This window comes from Thiothrix sp. UBA5583 (assembly GCA_002425225.1).
Taxonomy (GTDB): Bacteria; Pseudomonadota; Gammaproteobacteria; order Thiotrichales; family Thiotrichaceae; genus Thiothrix; species Thiothrix moscowensis.
Genome location: DILV01000003.1, coordinates 65,307 through 87,225, shown reverse-complemented (window position 1 = coordinate 87,225; position 21,919 = coordinate 65,307). Strand labels below are relative to the sequence as shown.

The 21,919-nt window shown below is 55.5% G+C and carries 18 protein-coding genes and 1 tRNA gene; 6 read left to right on the top strand and 13 right to left on the bottom strand.

Annotation, left to right across the window (positions count from 1 at the left end; genetic code table 11):
* Positions 1 to 25 precede the first annotated feature (25 nt).
* The gene (locus tag B2U47_RS00720) at positions 26 to 1,321 is read left to right on the top strand and encodes an adenylosuccinate synthase (protein ID WP_296674572.1); all 1,296 of its coding nucleotides are present in this window, start codon (positions 26 to 28) and stop codon (positions 1,319 to 1,321) included.
* Between the two features lie 50 nt (positions 1,322 to 1,371).
* Positions 1,372 to 2,121: a tRNA threonylcarbamoyladenosine dehydratase gene (locus B2U47_RS00715; RefSeq protein WP_349675727.1), complete on the top strand. Its 750-nt coding sequence runs from the start codon at positions 1,372 to 1,374 to the stop codon at positions 2,119 to 2,121.
* Here B2U47_RS00715 and recB read toward each other — a convergent pair.
* On the bottom strand, positions 2,118 to 5,663 hold the full coding sequence (gene recB, locus B2U47_RS00710) for an exodeoxyribonuclease V subunit beta (protein ID WP_296674575.1): 3,546 nt from the start codon (positions 5,661 to 5,663) through the stop codon (positions 2,118 to 2,120). The two genes, B2U47_RS00715 and recB, sit on opposite strands and share 4 nt — an antisense overlap.
* A gap of 186 nt (positions 5,664 to 5,849) precedes the next feature.
* Here recB and B2U47_RS00705 point away from each other — a divergent pair, with 186 nt between their 5' ends.
* Positions 5,850 to 6,185, top strand: a complete 336-nt coding sequence (locus B2U47_RS00705) for a hypothetical protein (RefSeq protein ID WP_296674577.1) — start codon at positions 5,850 to 5,852, stop codon at positions 6,183 to 6,185.
* 52 nt (positions 6,186 to 6,237) lie between these two features.
* Here the strand turns inward: B2U47_RS00705 and B2U47_RS00700 are convergent, their stop codons facing one another.
* The 3 genes from B2U47_RS00700 to B2U47_RS00690 are packed head-to-tail and all read right to left on the bottom strand — an operon-like array spanning position 6,238 to position 8,031.
* On the bottom strand, positions 6,238 to 6,681 hold the full coding sequence (locus B2U47_RS00700; RefSeq protein WP_296683031.1) for a protein YgfX: 444 nt from the start codon (positions 6,679 to 6,681) through the stop codon (positions 6,238 to 6,240).
* 39 nt (positions 6,682 to 6,720) lie between these two features.
* Positions 6,721 to 7,458, bottom strand: coding sequence for an S-methyl-5'-thioinosine phosphorylase (locus B2U47_RS00695; RefSeq protein WP_296674580.1), 738 nt, complete (start codon positions 7,456 to 7,458; stop codon positions 6,721 to 6,723).
* 15 nt (positions 7,459 to 7,473) lie between these two features.
* On the bottom strand, positions 7,474 to 8,031 hold the full coding sequence (locus tag B2U47_RS00690; RefSeq protein WP_296674582.1) for a hypoxanthine-guanine phosphoribosyltransferase: 558 nt from the start codon (positions 8,029 to 8,031) through the stop codon (positions 7,474 to 7,476).
* A 185-nt stretch (positions 8,032 to 8,216) separates the two neighbouring features.
* Here B2U47_RS00690 and B2U47_RS00685 point away from each other — a divergent pair, with 185 nt between their 5' ends.
* A complete protein-coding gene (locus tag B2U47_RS00685; protein ID WP_296674583.1) occupies positions 8,217 to 9,059 on the top strand; it encodes a hypothetical protein in 843 nt (280 codons plus the stop codon).
* Positions 9,060 to 9,096: 37 nt separating this feature from the next.
* Here B2U47_RS00685 and B2U47_RS00680 read toward each other — a convergent pair whose 3' ends face one another.
* The 8 genes from B2U47_RS00680 to B2U47_RS00645 all read right to left on the bottom strand — a co-directional run bounded on the left by B2U47_RS00680 (position 9,097) and on the right by B2U47_RS00645 (position 19,755).
* Complete coding sequence (locus B2U47_RS00680) at positions 9,097 to 10,113, bottom strand: quinone-dependent dihydroorotate dehydrogenase (protein WP_296674585.1); 1,017 nt, start codon at positions 10,111 to 10,113, stop codon at positions 9,097 to 9,099.
* A 49-nt stretch (positions 10,114 to 10,162) separates the two neighbouring features.
* Positions 10,163 to 11,050: a protease HtpX gene (gene htpX, locus B2U47_RS00675; RefSeq protein ID WP_296674587.1), complete on the bottom strand. Its 888-nt coding sequence runs from the start codon at positions 11,048 to 11,050 to the stop codon at positions 10,163 to 10,165.
* A gap of 72 nt (positions 11,051 to 11,122) precedes the next feature.
* Positions 11,123 to 13,363, bottom strand: coding sequence for a DNA topoisomerase IV subunit A (parC, locus tag B2U47_RS00670; RefSeq protein WP_296674588.1), 2,241 nt, complete (start codon positions 13,361 to 13,363; stop codon positions 11,123 to 11,125).
* Between the two features lie 20 nt (positions 13,364 to 13,383).
* Positions 13,384 to 13,809 carry a type II toxin-antitoxin system VapC family toxin gene (locus B2U47_RS00665; protein WP_296674590.1) on the bottom strand — a complete coding sequence of 142 codons (426 nt, stop codon included), beginning with the start codon at positions 13,807 to 13,809 and terminating at the stop codon, positions 13,384 to 13,386.
* Positions 13,787 to 14,056 carry a hypothetical protein gene (locus tag B2U47_RS00660; protein WP_296674592.1) on the bottom strand — a complete coding sequence of 90 codons (270 nt, stop codon included), beginning with the start codon at positions 14,054 to 14,056 and terminating at the stop codon, positions 13,787 to 13,789. The genes B2U47_RS00665 and B2U47_RS00660 overlap by 23 nt, the downstream gene beginning before the upstream one ends.
* 67 nt (positions 14,057 to 14,123) lie before the next feature.
* Complete coding sequence (locus B2U47_RS00655) at positions 14,124 to 18,110, bottom strand: NACHT and WD repeat domain-containing protein (RefSeq protein ID WP_296674594.1); 3,987 nt, start codon at positions 18,108 to 18,110, stop codon at positions 14,124 to 14,126.
* Positions 18,107 to 19,471, bottom strand: coding sequence for a toll/interleukin-1 receptor domain-containing protein (locus B2U47_RS00650; protein WP_296674595.1), 1,365 nt, complete (start codon positions 19,469 to 19,471; stop codon positions 18,107 to 18,109). Before B2U47_RS00650 ends, B2U47_RS00655 begins: the two co-directional genes overlap by 4 nt.
* 196 nt (positions 19,472 to 19,667) lie before the next feature.
* A tRNA-Ser gene (locus B2U47_RS00645) sits at positions 19,668 to 19,755 on the bottom strand.
* Positions 19,756 to 19,891: 136 nt separating this feature from the next.
* Between B2U47_RS00645 and purM the strand changes: the two genes are divergently transcribed.
* Positions 19,892 to 20,935 carry a phosphoribosylformylglycinamidine cyclo-ligase gene (gene purM / locus B2U47_RS00640; protein WP_296674597.1) on the top strand — a complete coding sequence of 348 codons (1,044 nt, stop codon included), beginning with the start codon at positions 19,892 to 19,894 and terminating at the stop codon, positions 20,933 to 20,935.
* Entirely contained in the window at positions 20,925 to 21,587 is a 663-nt protein-coding gene (purN, locus tag B2U47_RS00635; RefSeq protein WP_296674598.1) for a phosphoribosylglycinamide formyltransferase, read from the top strand. The genes purM and purN overlap by 11 nt, the downstream gene beginning before the upstream one ends.
* On the opposite strand, the gene B2U47_RS00630 is transcribed toward purN, so the two are convergent.
* Positions 21,584 to 21,895, bottom strand: coding sequence for a pyrimidine/purine nucleoside phosphorylase (locus tag B2U47_RS00630; RefSeq protein ID WP_296674600.1), 312 nt, complete (start codon positions 21,893 to 21,895; stop codon positions 21,584 to 21,586). The two genes, purN and B2U47_RS00630, sit on opposite strands and share 4 nt — an antisense overlap.
* Positions 21,896 to 21,919 lie beyond the last annotated feature (24 nt).

Here is a 21,919-nt window from a genome sequence, read left to right as displayed (position 1 = left end):
ACATTGAGCATTGAGCGAGACTGACATGGGAAAATTCGTCGTTGTATTGGGCACGCAGTGGGGTGATGAAGGCAAAGGCAAGATCGTTGACCTGCTGACCGAAAACGCTTCCGCCGTGGTGCGTTTCCAGGGCGGGCATAACGCTGGTCATACATTGGTCATCAACGGTGAAAAAACCGTGCTGCACCTGGTGCCTTCCGGCATTTTACGCGAAGGCGTGGAGTGCATGATCGGCAACGGCGTGGTACTCGCTCCTGATGCTTTGTTGAAAGAAGTCGAAATGCTGGAAGCGCGGGGTGTGCCAGCGCGTAAACGCCTGAAAATTTCCGAGGCTTGCCAGTTGATCCTGCCTTACCACGTGGCTTTGGATGCGGCACGGGAAAAAGCCCGTGGCAAAAAAGCCATTGGCACCACCGGGCGTGGCATTGGCCCCGCTTACGAAGACAAGATTTCCCGCCGTGGCCTGCGGGTGGGCGACCTGCTCAACCCGGAACAGTTTGAAACCAAGCTGCGCAGCATCATGGAATACCACAACTTCGCACTGGTGAACTACTTCAAGTGTGACCCGGTTGACCCGGATGCGGTGCTGGCAGAAGCGATGCGCATGGCAGAAATCATCAAACCGATGATTACCGACATCCCGCACCGTTTGTCAGAACTGCGCAAGGCAGGCAAAGATGTGATGCTGGAAGGTGCACAAGGCACGCTGCTGGACATCGACCACGGCACTTACCCGTATGTGACTTCTTCCAGCACCACCGCTGGCGGCGCTTGCACCGGCTCCGGCATTGGCCCGCGCAACCTCGATTACATCCTCGGCATTACCAAAGCCTACACCACCCGTGTCGGTTCCGGCCCGTTCCCGACCGAGTTGTTTGATGACGTGGGTGCGTACATCGCCAAACAGGGCAACGAATTTGGTTCCACCACCGGGCGTCCGCGCCGTTGCGGCTGGTACGATGCGGTTTCGCTGCGTCGTGCCATGCACATCAACTCCATCAGCGGCCTGTGCATTACCAAGCTGGACGTGCTCGACGGGCTGGAAACCGTGCGCATCTGCACTGCCTACCAACTGGATGGCAAGATTATCGACGTACCGCCAGTGGATACCGATGCATTTGAGCGTTGCGAGCCGGTTTATGAAGACATGCCGGGCTGGACGGAATCCACTTTCGGCGCAACCAGCTACGACGCATTGCCAGCCAATGCCAAGGCTTACCTGAAGCGTCTGGAAGAAGTGGTGGAAACGCCGATTGACATTATTTCCACCGGGCCTGACCGCGACCAGACCATCATCCTGCGTGACCCTTACGCGGCGTGAAGAACCCCTCACCCCCTGCCCCTCTCCCTCAAGGGGAGAGGGGAGTAGAGATTGACCTAGTTCGCCGGTTTGGGGGAGTTGTTCGCATCTATGGTGAGGCGGCGTTTGCCCGCTTCACCGCCTCCCATGTTTGTGTCATTGGTGTTGGTGGTGTCGGTTCCTGGGCGGTGGAAGCGCTGGCTCGCAGTGGTATCGGCACACTGACCCTGATCGACCTCGACAATGTGGCAGAATCCAATATCAACCGCCAGCTTCCCGCTCTCGGCAGCACGATCGGGCGTGCCAAGGTCGAGGTACTGAAAGAGCGTTGCCTCGACATCAACCCTACCTGCCAAATCCACACCATTGAAGATTTCGTTGAACAAGATAACCTTGCCGACCTGATCCGCCCCGAATTTGATTACGTGCTGGATTGCATCGACAATTTCCGTGTCAAGGCAGCCCTCGCCGCACATTGCCGCCGCAACAAAGTCCGCCTGATCATGCTGGGTGGTGCAGGTGGGCAAAAAGACCCGACCAAAATCCGCCTTTCTGACTTGAGTCGTACCCTGCAAGACCGGCTATTGGCGCGGGTACGCAAGGAGTTGCGCCAGAACTATGGCTTCAGCCAGAACCCGAAACGGCGCTTTGACATCCCGGCAGTGTGGTCGGAGGAAGCCATGATCCTGCCGGAAAGTGGCCCTGCCTGTGACCTCAGTTGTGCGGGGGGAATCGGTTCCATCACGACCGTGACCGCCAGCTTTGCCCTGGTAGCGGTCAGTCATGTACTGAACAAGCTGTCAAACCTATCTATCAGTTAATCCCACATCAGGCGATCAAGCGCTTCCACCAGAGCCAACGGTGGTTTATGCAGGAAAACCCCAGAGGTCGGGCTGGCAGGCTGCATTCCCCGCAAAAACAGGTACAGAACCCCGCCGACATGCGTATCCCAGGCATAATCCGGCAGTCGTGAACGCAGGTAACGATGTAATGCCAGACAATAGATCAGGTATTGCAGGTAATAATGGTGCTCCGCGATGGCCTGCTGTATCGCTGCCTGAGTGTAGTCTGTAGCTTCTGCCCCCAGCTCGTTGGACTTGTAGTCAACAATGTAATACTGTCCAACAGCTTCAAACACCAGGTCGATAAAACCTTTCATATAACCCGTCAACTGGCTGAATTTCAACTTGTCGATGGCAGCATGGATGTCTTCCCATGTCACAGGCAAGTGCTGATGCAAGACTGCCTGCAACGCCTTGAGCCGCAGCTTTGCCACCGGGAAATAAAACTCCAGTTCATCCAGACGCTGCTCTTTACCCAACATTGCCAGCGTCAGGTTGGAAGCAGCCAGCAACGGCGTGTGCAAGGCATTATCCAGCAAATGTTCTGCTGCCCCCAGCCAGCGTTCTGCCAGCCCATGCCGCTGCAAGGCAGGCAGCAACACACCGTCCCGTTGCTCGCCCACTGCCTGCCGGAAATCCAGTTCTTCCAGCATCTTGTGCAGGCAACTACCCGCCAGTGCTCCACGTGGAAAGGCAGTACGTGCCAGTTCATGTGCTACCGGCGTTTGCCAAACCAGCGTGTCATAATCGGGCTGTTCATCATGCCTGCCAGCCACCAGCCCACTGAAACTGCCAACACGCGGCACGGGGGGCAAACGGTGGTCAAAATGGCGGAACTGCATGTCCAGACGTTCGACAGATGGCTGGTAACGGGTACAAACCATCGTATCCGGTAATGGCGTGTGACTGATACGTCCGGCAGAATTCTCTACAATAGCCTGCAAACGCTGGTGCATAAGCTGCTGGCGTTCTTCCGGCGGCATTCCATCCTTGCGCAACTTGCCCAGCAGCTCTTGGGCGTTGGGCAAATCTCCGAACAACAGCCAGCCCAGGGCTGAATAATAATCGAACGTGTTAATACGCCCGCTGACCAGCACAATCGTACAATGGTATTTGGCGCGGGTAACAGCCACATACAACAGGCGCAGGGCTTCAGCTTTTTCCGCTGCGGCTGCCGCCCGTTTTTCCTCATCCAGTGCCAGCATCTGTGCCTGCAAACAGGATGCACCACTCGCCGGGTCAAACCAGCTAAACCAGGCAGGCGGGCTTTTGGGATCACGTTCCAGCCACAGGTAAGGGCAATACACGATACCGTATTCCAACCCCTTGCTTTTGTGGATAGTGACGATCTGCACCAGGTTTTCATCACTTTCCAGGCGTAACTGGTGGGTTTCATCCTTGAGGGCAGCTTCGGCTTTTTGCTGCAACCAGCGGATCAGGGCGTGCATCCCGTGCCCCTGCAAACGGCCTTCGGTATGTACTAGTTCGGCAAGGTGCAACAGGTTGGTCAGGCGGCGTTCCCCATCTGCCAGTACCAGCAAGTGTGCATACAAGTCGCGTTGCAACAGCATTTGCCGGAACATCGGCATGAAACCCTGCGAATGCCACAGCTTGTGCCAGGCGTGGAAAGTTTCCAGTTCTGTTTCCAGCATGTCCGGCTGTTCATCCAGCGCAGACAGATGAGCCGCATCGCAAGCAAACAGTTCCGTCACCAGTGCCTGTTTCAGCGCAGTTTCATTACCCGGCTCGGCGATGGCTCGCAATACGGCTCGCAATTCGCTGGCTTCACGGCTGGCAAACACGTTATCGGTGGATTTCTGCACACTCGCAATGCCACGTTCCAGCAATGCCTGCTTGATACGCTGGCCTTGCTGGTTGGTGCGTACCAGTACGGCAATATCGTTGCTGCGGATTGAGCGGGAACCAATGCAAGCCTCCCCCGCCTGCGCAGCAGTCAGCAAGCGGGCGATGTCATTAGCCGTTGCTTCTGCTACCGCATCCTGCACTTGGGTGGCATTGCAGCCTTCCCCCAGCACATCCCAATCCCACAAGCGAATGGGAGTCATACCCTCTACCAGCAGCGCATCCTGCTCCCGCCCTGCCCTGACTGCTTCGTACTGGATAGCACTGCGGAACGGATCAGCCGATTGCCCGAACAACTGGTTCAGCCCCTGCAATACGTCATCATGTGAACGGAAATTGTGTCCCAGCGTGTAGCGGTGCTGTACGGCATTGGCAGCTTGCAGGTAGGTATAAATATCCGCCCCGCGGAAACCGTAAATGGCCTGTTTGGGGTCGCCCACATAAAACACCCGTTGTTCCGGGCCAGCCTGATAAATCCGCCCGAAAATTTCGTACTGGATCGGGTCAGTATCCTGAAACTCGTCAATCAGGGCGGCACGGTATTGTTCTGCCAGACGCAACGCCAGCCCATCGTGTTCCGCCAGCGCATGACGCAAATGCAGCAACAGATCATCAAAAGTCAGTATGCCGAGTTGCTGCTTGCGCCGGGGCAATTCCCGCCGCAAATGATGCAGTAATTGCAAGCGCAGGCTTTCCAGCGCCTGGGGCAACAATTCTGCCACGCACGCATAAACTTGCAGCAAGTCATCCATCGCCCTGAAAAAGGCGTGGTCGGGCGTTGGCTTGCCCTTGTTGGTCTTGGCTGCCAGCAAACGGTGGGTAAACTTTTCCAGAATCCCCAAACTGTCTTTCGGCATCACCTGCGTGCTGAACAGGTTTTCCAGCACCTCAAGCCAGCCAGCCAGTTTGTCCGCCTTGTATGCCTGCCCGTTTAGCACCTTGTTGCTGATGGCTTGCTGCAACAGCGTCATGATGCTGGCTTGCTCACTGTCCCACACACTGGCGCACGCCTGAAGCTGGGCAAGGAATGCAACCTGGCTTGCCTGAAACACCTCTGCTGTCACCAGTGGAATGCTTTCCTGTAAATACGGCTTGCCGATGAAATGGCGCACACTCGCCAGCAGTTTGTCAGGGGTCAACCCCTCCTGTTTCAGCAGACTCAAGTGCAAGGCATCAGGCGACAGAAAATGCTGATACCAGAACTGGTCGCTCAACTCGGTCAACAGGTCATCTTCATTGGCTACCAGCTCACTTTCAAACGGCAAATGGGCTTCAAACGCATTCTCCGCCAGTACCCGTTTGCAAAAACCGTGGATGGTGAAAATGGCGGCTTCATCGAAACTCACCAGCGCCAACTGCAAACGCTGGATGGCATCAGCCAAGGCCGTTTCCTGCAACAAGGCAGCGTAATCTTCCTCGTGGGCACGCCCTTCCAGAAACGCCAGCGCATCCGCCAGCCGTTTGCGGATACGGTCGCGCAACTCGGCGGTCGCAGCTTCGGTATAAGTTACGACCAGAATCTGGCTGACTGCCAGACCATGGCTTGCTACCAGCCGCAGGTACAACCAGGAAATCGTCCAGGTCTTGCCAGTTCCGGCACTGGCTTCGATCAGGTTACTGCCTGTCAGTGGGACAGTTTGGGCGTTAAGTGTCTGCATGGGCAAATCATCAAAAATTTTTTGAATTCCTGTCAACCGAATCTGTAACCAGTCGTTTTAGTTGTTAAGTTTGTGTTCAGCAACCCAATCAGGATGACGGGAAACTGCTCACAGCTTAATGCCTGGCAAAGGAAAGCGTCCGGCATTTTACCATCGTCATACAATAAACCCGTTAAGGAGAACCCCATGAAAAAGTTCATTCTCGCCCTGATGTCTGCTGCCATGCTGGCAAGTTCTGGTGCTGTTCTGGCTGGTGCTGCGCCCGCACCCACCCCGGAACCAGCTCCTGCACCTGCCCCGGCTCCTGCTCCTGAAGCCCCCAAAGTTGAGCAGCAGCCACAACAGCAGGCTCCACAGGCAGATGACAGCAAAGACGACAAAGCCGAAACGTCAGCCCCTGCTGCGGACACCCCAGCCGTAGAAACCCCTGCTGCCAACACTGCCCCTGCCGCAGAAGCCCCGGCTGACACTTCCGTCAAAGAAGATACCAAGGACAATGGCAAGAAAGACGGTGACAAATAAGCCCTGGGAAAGCACCCCTTAGTCCATCATAAAAATACATGAGAGCCCTTGGTTAACCCTTCCCATTGCGCCGGGAAGGGTTATTTTTTTCCGGCTCGCCTTGGTCAAACCTGACCCTTACCCTTAATTGCCGCAAGCTGTCAGCAGGTACACTATCCGGGAACAGGATCAGGGTGTGCACGCGACCATGACGGGTACGCAAGTTCAGCACACACAACCACGGATGCAGGAAACTGCTGTCGTCCAGCACCGCAAACACACTCCCGACAGGCGTGCGCAACAACCAGTTGTCGCTGGCATAAAAACGCGCATCCAGCACCGAACGGGGGTCAGTCCGCCACACATGCAAGCGCCAGAAATAGCCCACTGACAGCGCAACCGCCACCAGTAACAACAACTGACCCCACCACGGCATGGCAGGCATGAACATCACTACCAGCGCCGCCAACAAATGGCTTACCAGCAGAAATGCCCTTAAACGGCTGGAAACCTCCACAAGCAAATGCACGGGAGGCTGGGGATTCACCATCCGGCTTTAGCAGAGCAATCCGCGCAGCAAAGCGCGGGCATTAGCCATGCCAACCAGCAGGTTCTGCTGGATGTCATCCATCGTGATTTCTTCATCACTCTTGCCTGCTGCCCAGTTGGCAACCACCGAACAACTGGCGTAGCAAAGGTCAAGCTCACGCGCCAGCGAGGCTTCCGGCATGGCAGTCATGCCTACAATGTCACAACCATCACGTTCCAGCCGGGCGATTTCTGCGGCGGTTTCCAGACGTGGCCCCTGAGTAACGGCATAGGTTCCATGCGGCACTACATCCAGCCCTGCACACTTTGCTGCTGCCAGTAAGGCATTACGCATATCGGCACAATAAGGCCAGGAAAAATCAATATGGGTGACGTGGGTCAGACCTTCTTCAAAGTAGGTATGTGCACGCCCGTAGGTATAATCGACGAGCTGGTCAGGAATGACCAGGCGGGTTGGCTCCATTTCCGAGGTAATACCACCGACCGCCGCCACTGCCACCACTTTTTTTATACCCAGACTGTTCAACGCCCACAGATTCGCACGGTAGTTGATCTTGTGCGGTGGAATATTGTGTGTGTAACCATGCCGCGCCAGAAAGGCAATGCGCTTGCCTTCAATCATGCCATGCGTGATCGGGCCAGAAGGCTCGCCATAAGGTGTGTGTACTACTTCGCGGTGAATTACTTCCAGACCTTCAATTTGGGTCAGGCCGGTTCCACCGATCACGGCAAATTCGATTGTCATGTTCCTTTTCCTTTTTTATAAACCACGCACAGCGTAGATACCGTTGGCATTGCGCCAGTATTCCTTGTAATCCATGCCAAAGCCGAACACATAGCGGTCAGGCAATGGCAAGGCTGTGAAATCACAGGCAATGCCTTCCACCCGCCGCTCATGTTGTTTGTCAGCCAGTACTGCCACATGCACGGAGGCCGCACCCTGCTCTTCACACCAGTGGCGAATCTCGCGCAAGGTATAACCTTCATCCAGAATGTCATCCACCAACAGCACATGCCGCCCTGCCAAGGGTGTTTCCGGCTTGTGCAACCAGCTAATGGTACGGCTACCACTGGTTGCACCACGGTAACGGGTCGCGTGCAGATAATCCTGTTCCAGCGGAAAATCCAGCCGGGTCAACAGATGACCACTCATGATGACCCCGCCGTTCATAATGCACAGCACCAGCGGGTTTTTATCGCTGAGTGCCTGACTGATTTCTTGCGCCAATACATCCAGCGCCTCGGTGATCTGTGCTGCGGAAAACAGCAGATCGGCCTCATGCATGGCCTGAAGAGCCTGCTCAGGTGTAATTCCCATGTTCCTGTCCAGATATGAAACAAGGGCGTATTCTAACTTAAATTAAACAAAATGCATGAAACAGCGAAATTCAGTGTTCATACCCTTGCATTTTGACAATAAGAATATTAACATATGCTTATATTAAAGCATTATCCTTCTTAACCGCGCCGACGGGCGCACTTTCTCCGCTAGAGGTATACTTCATGAAACATACTAAAATTGCACTGATGGTGGCACTGCTCGCAGCTTCCGGCGTTGCTTCTGCAAACTTCTTCGACGGTTTCGACAACGGCAGTGGCACTGGCCAAGGCTACGGTTCCGGTCAAGGCAACACCAGCGGTTATGGTCAAGGCTACGGCACTGGCGCTGGCGATACCAGCGGCTGGGGTCGCGGTAAAGGCAACGCTGACGGCGAAATGGATTTCACCATCACTTTCAAAGGCAAAGGCAAATCCGACATGGATTCTGATGTCTATGGTCAAGGCCGTGGCGACGCAGCCAGCAACCTGCAAGGTAGTGGCTATGGCTACGGCAATGCCTACAACAACCTGTATGGCTACAGCAACAGCACCACTTCCGGTGGCAATCCTTGGGGCGGCAACCCATGGGGTGGTTACGGTATGCCTAACATGATGCAACAAGCGCCAATGATGCAAGCACCAACTGCACAGGCTCCTGCTGCTCAAGGCCAAGCGCAAGCACCTGCCATGATGCAACAGGCTCCGATGGGAATGCCTGGCTACGGCTACCCGATGATGATGGCTCCTGGCTACGGCTACTCCATGCAACAAGCGCCTAGCTTCGAGCAAATCCAAAAGCAAATGGAAATGCAACGCGCCCAAGCTGAAGCCTTCTTCAAGAAAATGGAAGAACAGCGTAAAGCCATGGCTGCTGCCCAGGAAAAAACCAACGCTGCTGCCCAAGCCGCTACACCAGCAGCTCCTGCACAAGCTGCCCCGGCCGCTGCTGCTCCAGCACAAGCACCTGCTGCTGAAGCTGCTCCAGCCGCTGCTGCCCCAGCGCAAGCACCTGCTGCTGCTCAATAATCAGCTCACGCTGATTGTTTGAGGAAAAAGGTCGGTATTAACCGGCCTTTTTTGTTGCCTCCACACACTCACGCACCAGTTCTGGTCCACGGTAAATAAACCCGCTGTAAACCTGTACCAGACTCGCTCCTGCATCCAGCTTGGCTTGCGCATCCTGCCCTGAGAGAATCCCCCCGACCCCAATAATCGGAATCTGGCTATCCATGTCTGCCCGAAACTGCCGAATCACCTCGGTTGCCCGCTGCGTCAATGGCTTGCCACTCAAACCGCCCTGTTCATCGGCATGGAGCAAACCCTGCACCGCTGACTTGTCCAGCGTGGTATTAGTGGCAATCAGCGCATCAATCTGCACGGTGGAAAATACCCCCGCCATGTCACGGATTTCCGCCTCGGTCAAATCCGGTGCAACCTTGATAGCTACTGGCACGTAACGCCCATGCTGCTGAACCAGTTTGCCCTGTTCTTCACGCAAGATTTCCAGCAAACGTTTCAGGTCATCACCGTATTGCAGCTTGCGCAAACCGGGGGTATTGGGTGAGGAAATATTGACGGTGATGTAATGGGCGTGCGAATAAGCCTTGCGAAGACCGATCAGGTAATCATCTGCGGCATTCTCCACCGCCGTATCGAAATTCTTGCCGATATTGATGCCGATAATGCCTTGGTAACTGGCCTTGCGCACATTCTCCAGCAGGTAATCAATGCCTTGGTTGTTGAAGCCCATGCGGTTGATGATGCCTTGTGCTTCCGGCAGGCGGAACAGGCGTGGCTTAGGGTTGCCGGGTTGCGGGCGCGGCGTGACCGTGCCAATTTCGATGAAACCGAAACCCAGTGCTGCCAGCGCATCAATATATTCACCGTTCTTGTCCAGACCGGCTGCCAAACCGACCGGATTGGGAAAGTCGATGCCCATTACCCGCACGGTTTTACCGGGCAATGCCTGTGACTTGCCCAGTGCGCCGAGTAAACCTGCCAGTTTGAGAGAGTTTAGGGCTAGATGGTGGGACGTTTCCGCAGGAAACAGGAAGAGCGCGTCACGCAGAAGCTTGTACACAAAAAAATCCCCGATTCGGAAAACCGGGGATTATAAGAGTTCTCGACAATTAGCGCATGTTTTCCAGCGCAGCGATGCGGTCTTCCAGTGGCGGGTGGGTCATGAAGACTTTACGCAAACCATCACCCAAACCACCAGCAATACCGAACGCTGCCATTTCACCCGGCAGGTCGTGTACCGCATGGGCGCTTTGCAGGCGTTTCAGCGCGTTGATCATTTTCTGACGCCCTGCCAAATCAGCACCTGCGATGTCCGCCTTGAATTCACGGTGACGGGAGAACCACATCACAATCGCGGTTGCCACAAAGCCAAGGAAGATTTCGGCAATGATCGAGCCGATGAAATAGCCCCAACCTGGGCCACTGCTTTCTTCATCACTGCTGCGGAAGAAGTTGTCCACCGCCAAACCGATCAGGCGGGCGAAAATGATCACGAAGGTGTTCAGCACGCCTTGCAGCAGGGTTTGAGTTACCATGTCACCGTTGGCAATGTGACCAATTTCATGCCCCAGTACTGCTTCGACTTCATCCGCTGTCATGTGATCCAACAAACCCTGGCTGACGGCTACCAGTGCATTGTTACGATTTGCACCTGTGGCAAACGCATTCGGGTCGGGGGAATAGAAAATACCTACTTCCGGCATCCCAATCCCGGATTTTTCGGCCTGACGGCGCACGGTTTCAACCAGCCAGCGCTCTTGTGCAGTTTGTGGGTTGTCAATGATTTGCACCCCCATGCTGCGCTTGGCCATCCATTTGGACATGAACAGGCTGATGAAAGCGCCGCCAAAACCAAACACCACCGCCATCATCAGGATACCGCCCATGCTGCCAGCGCTCATGTCGATGCCAAACAGCTTGCCGATAATTGTCATGGTGATAAACAACACTGCCATCACCGCAAAGTTGGTCAATGCCAACAGAATAATCCGCATCATGTTCCGTTAACCTCCGGGTTTCTTGTTTATGCCGTGAATATTAGGTTAGGTGTACAGGTATGCAAGTATTCCCTACTGATTGCCGCCTATTTCCAGACCGCTGACATTCTGGAAACCTTTTGGCAACAACTTGCCACGTTTGGCGCGTTCGCCACGGTATTCATCCAGTTCACTGCCCTTGATGGTCTTGAATTTTTTGCCAGAGTGAATGGTGATACTCGCCCCGGCAGGCAGAATGGCAGCAAATTGTAAGGTTTCCCCGGCAATGCCCAGATCGTCCTTTTTCAGGCTGATCAGCTTGTTACCCTTGCCTTTAGACAACACTGGCAAGTCCTGCAAACTGATCACCAGCAGGAAACCGGAAGATGACACCAAGACCAGCGTATCAGTTTCCACATGACTCACCAGCAAAGGCGGCAGGATAGCCACACCATCGCCTGCGGTCAGTGTCACCTTGCCGGACTTGTTGCGACTTTGCATGTCGGCAAGGGAACAGAGGAAACCGTAACCTTCCACCGATGCCAGCAAATACTGGTCAGTGTCTTTGCCCATTAGCGCGTACTGGAATTGCGCTCCGGCAGGTGGCGACAATTTCCCGGTAAGCGGTTCACCTTGCCCGCGTGCGGAAGGCAGGCCGTTGGCAGGGAGGGCATAGGTGCGCCCGCTGTTATCCATCAATACCACCAACTGGCTGGAACGCCCGCGTGCGGCGGTGAGGAAACCGTCACCCTGCTTGTAACTGAGGGTGATCGGGTCAATCTCGTGACCTTTGGCAGCACGAATCCAGCCCATTTTCGACACCACTACCGTGACTGGCTCGGAAGGCGTTAGCGCGGTTTCATCCAACACTTGCGCAGCGGCACGTTCCCTGAGCGGGGAACGGCGTTTATCACCGTAGAGCCTAGCGTCTTCCTGCAACTCCTGACGAATCAGCGCTGTCAGCCTGGTGTCAGAACCCAGCAATGACAACAATTCCTCGCGTTCTTGCTGAAGCTCGTCCTGCTCACCCCTAATTTTCATTTCCTCCAGCCGCGCGAGTTGACGCAGCTTGGTGTCGAGGATGTAATCAGCCTGAATCTCAGTCAGGTCGAAACGCTGCATCAGTACCGCTTTCGGCTCGTCTTCGGTACGAATGATGTGGATCACCTCATCCAGATTAAGGAAAGCTACCAGCAAACCTGCCAACAGGTGCAGGCGTTTTTCCACTTTGTCCAGTCGCCATTGCAGGCGGCGGGTAACAGTCTGGCGGCGGAAGGTCAGCCATTCGGAGAGGATGTGGCGCAAGTCCTTGACCTGCGGGCGACCGTTGAGGCCGATCATGTTCATGTTGACGCGGTAACTGCGTTCCAAATCGGTACTGGCGAACAGGTGCGACATCAGCATCTCAACATCGACGCGGTTGGAACGCGGCACAATCACTAGGCGCACCGGCTGTTCGTGGTCGGATTCATCACGCAGGTCTTCCACCAGCGGCAATTTTTTGGCTTGCATCTGCGCGGCAATCTGTTCCAGCACCTTGCTGCCCGATACCTGATACGGCAAGGCGGTGATTACAACATCACCGTCTTCCACTTCATAACGCGCTCGCATCTTGAAGGTGCCATTGCCTTTTTCGTAGAGGCTGATGAAATCAGTTGCCGGGGTGATTATTTCCGCTTCAGTGGGGAAATCAGGGGCGGGGATAAACTGGCACAATTCCGCCACGCTCGCGTCCGGGTGATCGAGCAGGTGGATGCAAGCCGTCACCACTTCGCGCAGGTTGTGGGGGGGAGTGTCGGTTGCCATCCCCACCGCGATGCCAGTTGCGCCATTCAGCAGCACATTCGGCAGGCGGGCGGGCAACACTACCGGCTCTTCCAGCGTGCCATCGAAGTTGGGTTGCCAGTTGACCGTACCCTGCCCCAATTCCTGCAACAGTACTTTGGCATAGGCAGTCAGGCGCGATTCGGTGTAACGCATGGCGGCGAAGGATTTCGGGTCGTCTTGCGAACCCCAGTTGCCTTGCCCATCCACCAAGGTGTAGCGGTAGGAAAACGGCTGCGCCATCAACACCATCGCTTCGTAGCAGGCCGAGTCGCCGTGCGGGTGGAATTTGCCGAGTACGTCACCGACGGTGCGGGCGGATTTTTTGTGTTTGGAAGCGGCGTTCAGACCGAGTTCCGACATGGCGTAGACGATGCGGCGTTGCACGGGCTTCAAGCCGTCGCCGAGGTGTGGCAGGGCGCGGTCGAGGATGACGTACATCGAGTAGTCGAGGTACGCCTTTTCGGTGTATTCCTGCAAGGGGAGGGTTTCGATGCCTTCGTAGTTCATGGGTGTCTCTTATTTTTGCTTTATGGCAGTAGCAGGTTTTCAAACGGCTGGTGATTCTTCCAGCGGTAAGTATTGAAATCACGCTGGTCAGTCGAGAGTATACGCCCATGCCCTAATGATTCAGCCAACAACACCATGGAAGCATCCGCTAAATCCATTGGCAGGTCGGCATATTTGACCATTAACTCGGCTGACCTTGCTAAATGTTGGCTAGTCAAAGGAAAAATGCTGAAGTCACCGCTACTGCCAATTTTCAAAAACTGTTCTACCGCAGGCATCCCCCGACGGCTCAGCAGCATGTAACAGGTTTCCGTAATGACAGGCCATGTTGTCACCAGATCATGGCGGCAGTTTGCCAAATAGCGCACAGCAACAGCGTGAAACTGGTCTTGGGGATTGATCAACGCCACCCAAAACCCCGTATCAGCGAGCAGGGAATTTTTCATTCAGATACTCTTGTACGTATTTTTTGTAATTGACCGAACCGTCTTCCGGGCCATTGCCGATACCTGCCAGCATTTTCAATATCCGCTGGTTTTTCTCCCACGCGCTCTGTTCTTGTTGCTGGAGTTTGTGGGCGAAGTACTGGTCAAGTGCCTCTTTGAGGATGTCAGTACGGTTTTTGTGTTCCTGTTGCTGGACGAGCATAAACTTGGCTTCGTAGCTGTCCTCCAGCCGTGCATTGATTCTCATGGGGGCATACTCCGCGTATGACAGGTCATACTGAAATGTTACAGAGGATGAGAACGGGGGACAAGACTTAATACCCCACCTTCCCCAAGTTATACAACGCCTGCTTCCCCGACGTGAGCGGCACGGCAATCCAGCAACCCGTCGGCGAACAACGGAAGTCGAAGTCCCAGACACCTGACCCACGCCCCCGTGCGGGATTCCAATCATCCGGCAAACGCAAACGGAACAGTTCGCTTTGCGTGTCCAAATCCCACAGCCGCACGGTCATGTCAGTGCTTACCGTTGCCAGTTGGCGGCTATCCGGGCTGAAAATGGCTTTCAACACCGTCTGTTCATGCCCGTTCAGGCGCAGGGGTGTGTCAGTGCCGCTGGTGGGGTAGACGCTGACGGTGGCTTCGCGCCCCATACTGGCGAGTTGCTTACCATCCGGGCTGAGGCTTGCCCACATCAATCTATCTGCCCCAATTGCAAGCGTTTGGGGAGTAGGTGGTTGAGCATCTAAATCCCAAAGTTTAATGGCAAAATCTTTGAATCCGGCACTCAGTAAATATTGTCCTGTAGGATCGAAACTGACTGAGGCAACGCCATCAGAACTTCCCGATGGGTGTGCGTCCAACAACTGCGGCTTCCCCTCACCCACCAGATCAAACAAGCCGATGCGCCCGTCATAGCTGGCAGTGGCGAGTTGGGAATCGTCGGGGGAGAAAGCGACGGCATGGACAGCACGCTTATGCTCACTCAAGGTCTTTTCCAGTTGCAGGGAAAAACCGTCATCCTCATGGACTGACCAGACTTTGACGACACCATCCAAATCACTGGAAGCTAGGCGAGAGCCATCATGGTTAAAAGCCAAACGAATCAACCGAGCTTTATGTGCTTCCGTCATTTCAGATAATAACGCTACTTTCCCCTCCTGATTAGGCAAAGCATAAACCCGCAAGCTGCCATCATTGAACCCAACGACCACCGTTTTGCCATCAGGGGAAATCGCACTAGGCGTTGGTTCATTGGGTAGATCAACCAACCATTGCCCCGGCAACTCCCCACCCCAGCGTTTCACCGTGCCATCATTGCTGACACTGTACAGCAGCACGCTTGCTTGCTCCTGCCACAATGCCAAACCGCCCACTGTTGCCGTATGCCCTTGCAGGATGCGCCGGGTAATGCCGGTTGCCACATCCCACAGGCGGATGGTGTTGTCGCGACTGGCAGAAGCCAGCAGCCCGTCAGGCAGGAATTGCAAGCCAAATACCATGTTCTGATGCCCTTTGAGCGGATTACCGATTTGCTCTCCTGTTTCGGCATTCCACAATAAAATGGTGTTGTCGTAGTTTGAACTTGCCAGTTTTTTTCCATCCTGACTGAATGCAACACCTCTGCGTCCTTGTAGCTGATGGGTTTCTTTCCCGCTTTCCCAATCCCACAAACGCACACTATTGTCATAAGACGCACTGGCAAGCCGCTCCCCGTCCGGGCTAAAAGCCAAACCACGTCCATCAGCAATCCTCTGGCTATGCCCTTCCAACACCCGCAACAACTTCGGCGAAGTGCCTTTCCCCTGCGAAGAAACCCCCTCTAACTCCCCCTTATCAGGGGGAGAACCGTCTTGCCCCTCCCCTGACAAGGGGAGGCTGGGAGGGGTTTCTTTCACCTCCCACAAGCGAATCTTGCCATCATCATGCCCACTCGCCAGCACCTTGCCATCCGGGGTCAACGCCAGTGCACCCACACTACCTGCCTCAACCTGCCACTGCTGCAACACCTTGGCGGCTTGCCCCGCCTGCGGCAATGCCCAGCGGATAATCTGCCCATCGTCACCGCCGGAAAACAGCCAAGGTTGGGTAGGGTGGAAAACAATATCCCACACTGTACCGTTACGGCCTGCGCTTGGATCATGCCCCTCCAGCTTCTGCACCAGCTCGCCGCTCGCCCGTTCAAACAGTGCTACCGTGCCGCGCTCGCCGGAGGCTGCCAGCCAATGCCCGTCCGGGCTGATGGCAACATCGCCAGCCAATGCTGGCAAAGGCTGGTCGCCATCCTGCAAGGTGGCTTGCGCTGCCCCGCCCATCATGGCGGTATAGCCCGCCAGCAGGTCGCGGGCATGGCGGCGCGGCGCGGGGATGTCCGCATCCAGCGGGCGGGTGCTTTCCAGCTTGGTGGCAGTCGCCGCGAAATCTTCCACCTTGGTCAGCAGTGAGGCATGGGTCAAGGTCGAGTCGAACAGGCTCTCGGTACGCGCCTGCTCAGTCTTGCGCACCTGCACGGTCTGTTGCTCGGCACGGTTACGCTCAATCGCCCCCCACACCGCCAAGCCCGCTGCAATCAGCAAACCCACCAACGCCAAGCCAAACCGCCGCCGTGCCTGCGTCAATTCCGCCTTGCGCCGCGCCTCCTCCGCCTCGCGGACACGCTGCTCCTCCGCTTCACTCTCGCTGAGGAACTGCATTGCCAAGGTGAAATTGTGGTACTCCGAAACATTCCCCCCCATCCCCAGCCCTTCCCCCGCAAGGGGGGCAGGGAGCGAAGAGGAAGACGCAGCAGCAGTAGAAGGAAGTATCTCTTGTTCCTTCCCCCCTTGCGGGGGAAGGTTAGGATGGGGGGGAGAGACGGAGGAATCTGCCGCAGGCGCATACCTCCCCGCCCAAGCCCCATTCGGCTGCGTCTTCTCCCGCCACTCCCGCGCCACCGCCAAATCCGTACCGCGCCACAATTCGCCACGCCCACCCGCATGACGCTGCGCCCCCTCCAGCAGCCGCAAATACAGCGCCGCCTTGTCGCCTTCCGCCGCCACCCAGTCTTGCAGCCGCTGCCACTGGCGGATCAGGCTTTCATGGCTAATATCCAGCACCGTATCCGCCGTCAACGCCACTTGCGGCGGCGGCATCAGGAAATTGCGCCCCGGCTGGCGGAAGGTATCGACAATGCGCGTCAGGGTCGGCAATTCCACCCCAGTCATATCCAGCAACGCCTGCACCTTGAGCGGACGGCGGATGTCCTGCCCATCCTTGCTGCGTTCGGTGAGGGCGCGAAACATCGCTTCAGCAACCGCTTGCCCGTCAGCATCCAACTCCTGCCAAGCCTGTTCCGCGTGGTCATTCAACGCCCCGCGCAAGCCCCTCAAGCCCCGGTATTCGTCGAGCGTGAGGATTTTATCCGCGTCGTTTTCCCACAGCCGCATCAGCGCGTGCTGCAACAGCGGCAACTGGTCAGGGTCATTACCCGCCTCATTCAACAGGTGATTTGCCAGCGCATCTTCCACCGACCCACCAAACAATTGCGCAGGCAAGCTAATCGCATCGCGCAACTGTTCCCGCGACAAACGCGGCGTGAGGTACAGCCCGGCGTTGATCGCCTCCGGCAAGCCGTGGAATTCCGCCGCCGCCCCCAAAAAGTCGGAACGCATGGTGATAACCACGTACACATCCGGGTGGGTGCAAGCCTCCAACAACAGCGCGACGAAAGCCGCCGCCTGATTTTCCTCCTGCTCCCGAAAACGGAACATTTCCTCAAACTGGTCAACCAGCAGCAACAGGCGCGTGCCAGCGGGTAGCGGCGCGTGGGTGAGGATTTCGTGCAAGCTGCGCGAGCCACGGCGTAACTCTGCTGCTAAGGCTGCTGGCGCAGCCTTTCCCCCCTTCCCCAACCCTTCCCCCGCAAGGGGGGCAGGGAGCGAAGAAGGGATCACCTCTTGTTCCTTTCCCCCTTGCGGGGGAAGGTTAGGATGGGGGGAACTCCCCTGCGCCGCCACAAATACCTTATCCGCCAGCAACCCTTCCGCCAGCCGCACAAACGGCTGATCACCGGGGCACATCTCGGCAATCGCCCAGCGCGAACCGACTTCGCCCATGTAGCCTTTTTCCAGCCCCGGCAACAAACCCGCTTTCACCAGCGAGGATTTACCGCTGCCGGATGCGCCCAGCACCGCAAGGAAATGGTGCTGCTTAAGCCGAGCCAGCAAATCATCGACCTGTTGCTGCCGCCCAAAGAAAATGCGCGATTCGTAACGTTCAAACGCCCGCAAACCGGGGTATGGCTGGAGTTTAGGGCGGCTCATGCTTCCACCTCCGCCAGAAACTGCTCAAGGCAGTGTTGGTCGAAATCACCCTGACACACCAACGGTTTCACACCGGGCGGGATGAAATACAACTCCTCCGCATCGTCCCCCTGACACAGCAGGATCGGCGGCTTGGTATCACGCTGCAAGGTCTGTACCTTGGCTTCCGACAAGTAATCTTCCACCAGTTCGGCGGGCGCTTTGTGGTACACCAACAGCAATACATCACAGCACTGGTAGCCACGTTCAATGCTTTTGCGGATACGCTCCGGCTCACCCTGATAGCGTGGCAAAGCAATGCCGTAACCGCGTTTCTGCAAGTTTTTCGCCACCTCCCTTGCCCGTTCAAAGTCATCCTGACTGGCGTGGACAAACACCATTTGTTCCCCGCTCACTCTGGGTGTTTCCTCATCGGGCGGCTTGGGTTTAGGCAACACCGCTTCGCGCACCATGCGGATGAAATCTGCCAACGGTGCAGCAATCACGGTTTTACCTTCCAGCAACTTGCGCTGTTCCTCCGGCACATGCCCGCCCGCGTAATCGAGTTTGGGGTCGCGCCATTGCAGGATCGGCTTTTTCGCCACCTCGGCGGTAAAATGCTGGTTACAGGGAATGCCCATCGTGTAGTGTGCATCAAGCAATTGCACAAAATGCGAACATTGCGCCAGATTCGCGTCGATATGTGGGTCGGGTGTATTGGCAGCAGGCAAGGTTGCAATCCCAAACTGCTTCAACTCGCTGATCAGGTTGGAACGTTGGCTATACAAGGGGTAATCCACTGGCGCAACATACACCGTGGCTTTGGGTGGTTCGGGGGGCTGGGCGGTGCTGGTTTGCAGGGTTTTCAGTGTATTGGCAAGATCGTGTGACAAATCCACCAGCCGTTCGTAATAAACACTATCCGTAGCTTGCGGCACGGGGTAGCCCAATTGCCTCACCCGGTCTTTGTCTGTCACGCGCCAAAACGGGTAATTGAGCAAATCCTGCATGACTGACGGCTTGTCTTCCTGCCTGAAACGTTCCAACTCGACCACGAAAATGCGCCCTTTGACATCCGGGTGGCTTTGCAAAAACAACTCCAGCTCTTTCTGACACCAAGGCGAAGCCAGCCAGCCGGTGGAAAACAGAATCACCAACGTATTTGCTTGCGTCACCTGCTGCTCTATTTCCGGCGTGACCGCATCATTACCCTGCAAGCGGAAATCCTTCCAGAAATGGTAATTGTCCTTGCGCCCCATGCGCCGGTTTAACTCGCCGCGCAAATCGTTGGTGAAATGCGTAATCCAACCCTGTTGCTGATTGGCAACCGGCTGATCATCGACATGAGCAAAGCTGACGAAAATATCTGCAATATTCGGCACGAGCAAGCATCCCCTGACGAGTTGTTAACACCCTCAAGGAATATAGCCTGAATATGGAGAATTGTTAATCCTTATGTACAACCGAAATTTGTTGCGTTCAAAAACGCCCAGATGAGGTAAAAATAAAAAAAGCCCTTGCAGATTGCGGCCTGCAAGGGCTTTTTGATATTTCATGACACAGCATGAAATTAGATGATGGCGGAGAGCGAGGGATTCGAACCCCCGGAGGTTTAACCCTCAACGGTTTTCAAGACCGCCGCCTTCGACCACTCGACCAGCTCTCCGAAGGTGGCATAGCGTAATCAAAATCACGCCCGATTTCCAGCATTTTTTCAATGCGACTAGCAGGTTTCTGTCTGTCAGGCGATTAGCGGCTGTGTTAGAATCCGCGCTTTGCATTGCCCGATGAGACAGGCTTTAATGGATTCAAACAAACCTTCCCTGACCTATCGTGATGCCGGTGTTGATATTGATGCTGGCAACAATCTGGTTGAACGGATCAAACCCCTTGCCCAACGCACCAAACGCCCCGAAATGCTGGGTGGTCTGGGTGGCTTTGGCGCACTGATGTCAATTCCTTCCCACTATAAACAGCCCATTTTGGTATCCGGCACGGATGGTGTTGGTACCAAGCTGAAACTGGCACTGGATACCGGCATCTACGACACCATCGGTATTGACCTGGTAGCCATGTGTGTCAACGACATCGTTGTCAGTGGTGCAGAACCCCTGTTTTTCCTCGATTACTATGCAACCGGCAAACTGGATGTTGAAATTGCATCCCAGGTCATCAGCGGCATCGCCGAAGGTTGCTTGCAGGCAGGTGCTGCGTTGGCTGGCGGGGAAACTGCCGAAATGCCCGGCATGTATCACGGCGAAGATTTCGACCTGGCCGGTTTCTGCGTCGGTGTAGTTGAACGCGACAAAATTCTGGATCATGCACGGGTACATCGTAACGACGTACTGATTGGTCTGGCATCATCCGGCCCGCATTCCAACGGCTATTCCCTGATCCGCAAAATTCTGGAAGTCAGCGGCGAACCACTGGATACGCCATTCGGTGAATCCACTCTCGGGCGGACACTGCTGGAACCCACCCGCATCTATGTCAAAGCCATCCTCAATCTGTTACGCCGTCATGACATCCACGCTCTGGCACACATTACCGGTGGTGGCATTACCGAAAACCTGCCGCGTGTCCTTCCATCCCGTACCAAGGCAAAAATCAACCTGGGTAGTTGGGAACGCCCTGCGATTTTCAACTGGTTGCAGGAAAAAGGCGGTGTGACTGATGATGAAATGCTGCGTACCTTCAACTGTGGCCTTGGCATGATCCTGGTCGTCCCGGCTGAACAGGCTGAAGACATCATTACGGCTTGCCGTCTGGAAAATATCCGTGCATGGCAAATCGGCAACATGGATACATCTGATTCTGACACACCTTTTGTCCAGTATGCCGACTGAAACCCAAACAGCACTGCCCGCCGTGGTAGTGCTGATTTCCGGCAATGGCAGCAACCTGCAAGTTCTGATTGATGCCGTTCAAACCGGGCGTGTCCATGCTCGCATTGCCGCCGTCATCAGCAACCGCCCGGATGCCTACGGCCTGCAACGCGCTACCGCTGCCGGTATTCCAGCCGAAATGCTGGATCATACCTGTTTCGACAGCCGCGAAGCCTTCGATCAAGCACTACAGGAACGGATCGACAGCTTCCAGCCTGATCTAGTGGTGCTAGCCGGTTTTATGCGCATCCTCACCCCCGCATTTGTTACCCATTACACTGGGCGGATGCTGAATATTCACCCATCCCTGTTACCGCTGTACAAAGGCATCCATACCCACCGCCGGGTGCTGGAAGACGGTGGCAGCGAACACGGTGTCAGCGTACATTTCGTCACCCCGGAACTGGATGGTGGCCCGGTGATCATGCAGGCCAAAGTGCCGGTGTTACCCAGCGATACTGAAGAAAGTCTGGCGCAACGGGTACATGTGCAGGAACACGTCATTTATCCGCGCGTAGTGAAGTGGTTTGTGGAAGGCCGGTTGAAACTGGTAAACAATCAGGTGGTACTGGACGGGAGCGTGTTGACACACCCCGCCCTGCATATGGCTTAACCGAAGTGGCAAACGTAGTGCAAATCTTCCAGCGTCTCGATGTCGAAGGAAGAATTGCCAGCCACATCAAATGACTGACCACCGGCATACTCTACCCACTCGTCACTACCAGCCATGCGCACCCGGCAACGGCCTTGCAGCAACTCCATGATTTCCGGCGCACCGGTATTGAATTTCAGGCTGGAAGGCAAGATAACACCTACGCTCTTGCGCGTGCCATCTGCCAGCGTCACGGTATGGCTGACGCATTTACCATCAAAATACACATTGGCAGTTTTATTGACGCTAACATTTTCAAACTGACTCATAAACTTCCTTTAAGCTGAGGGGTA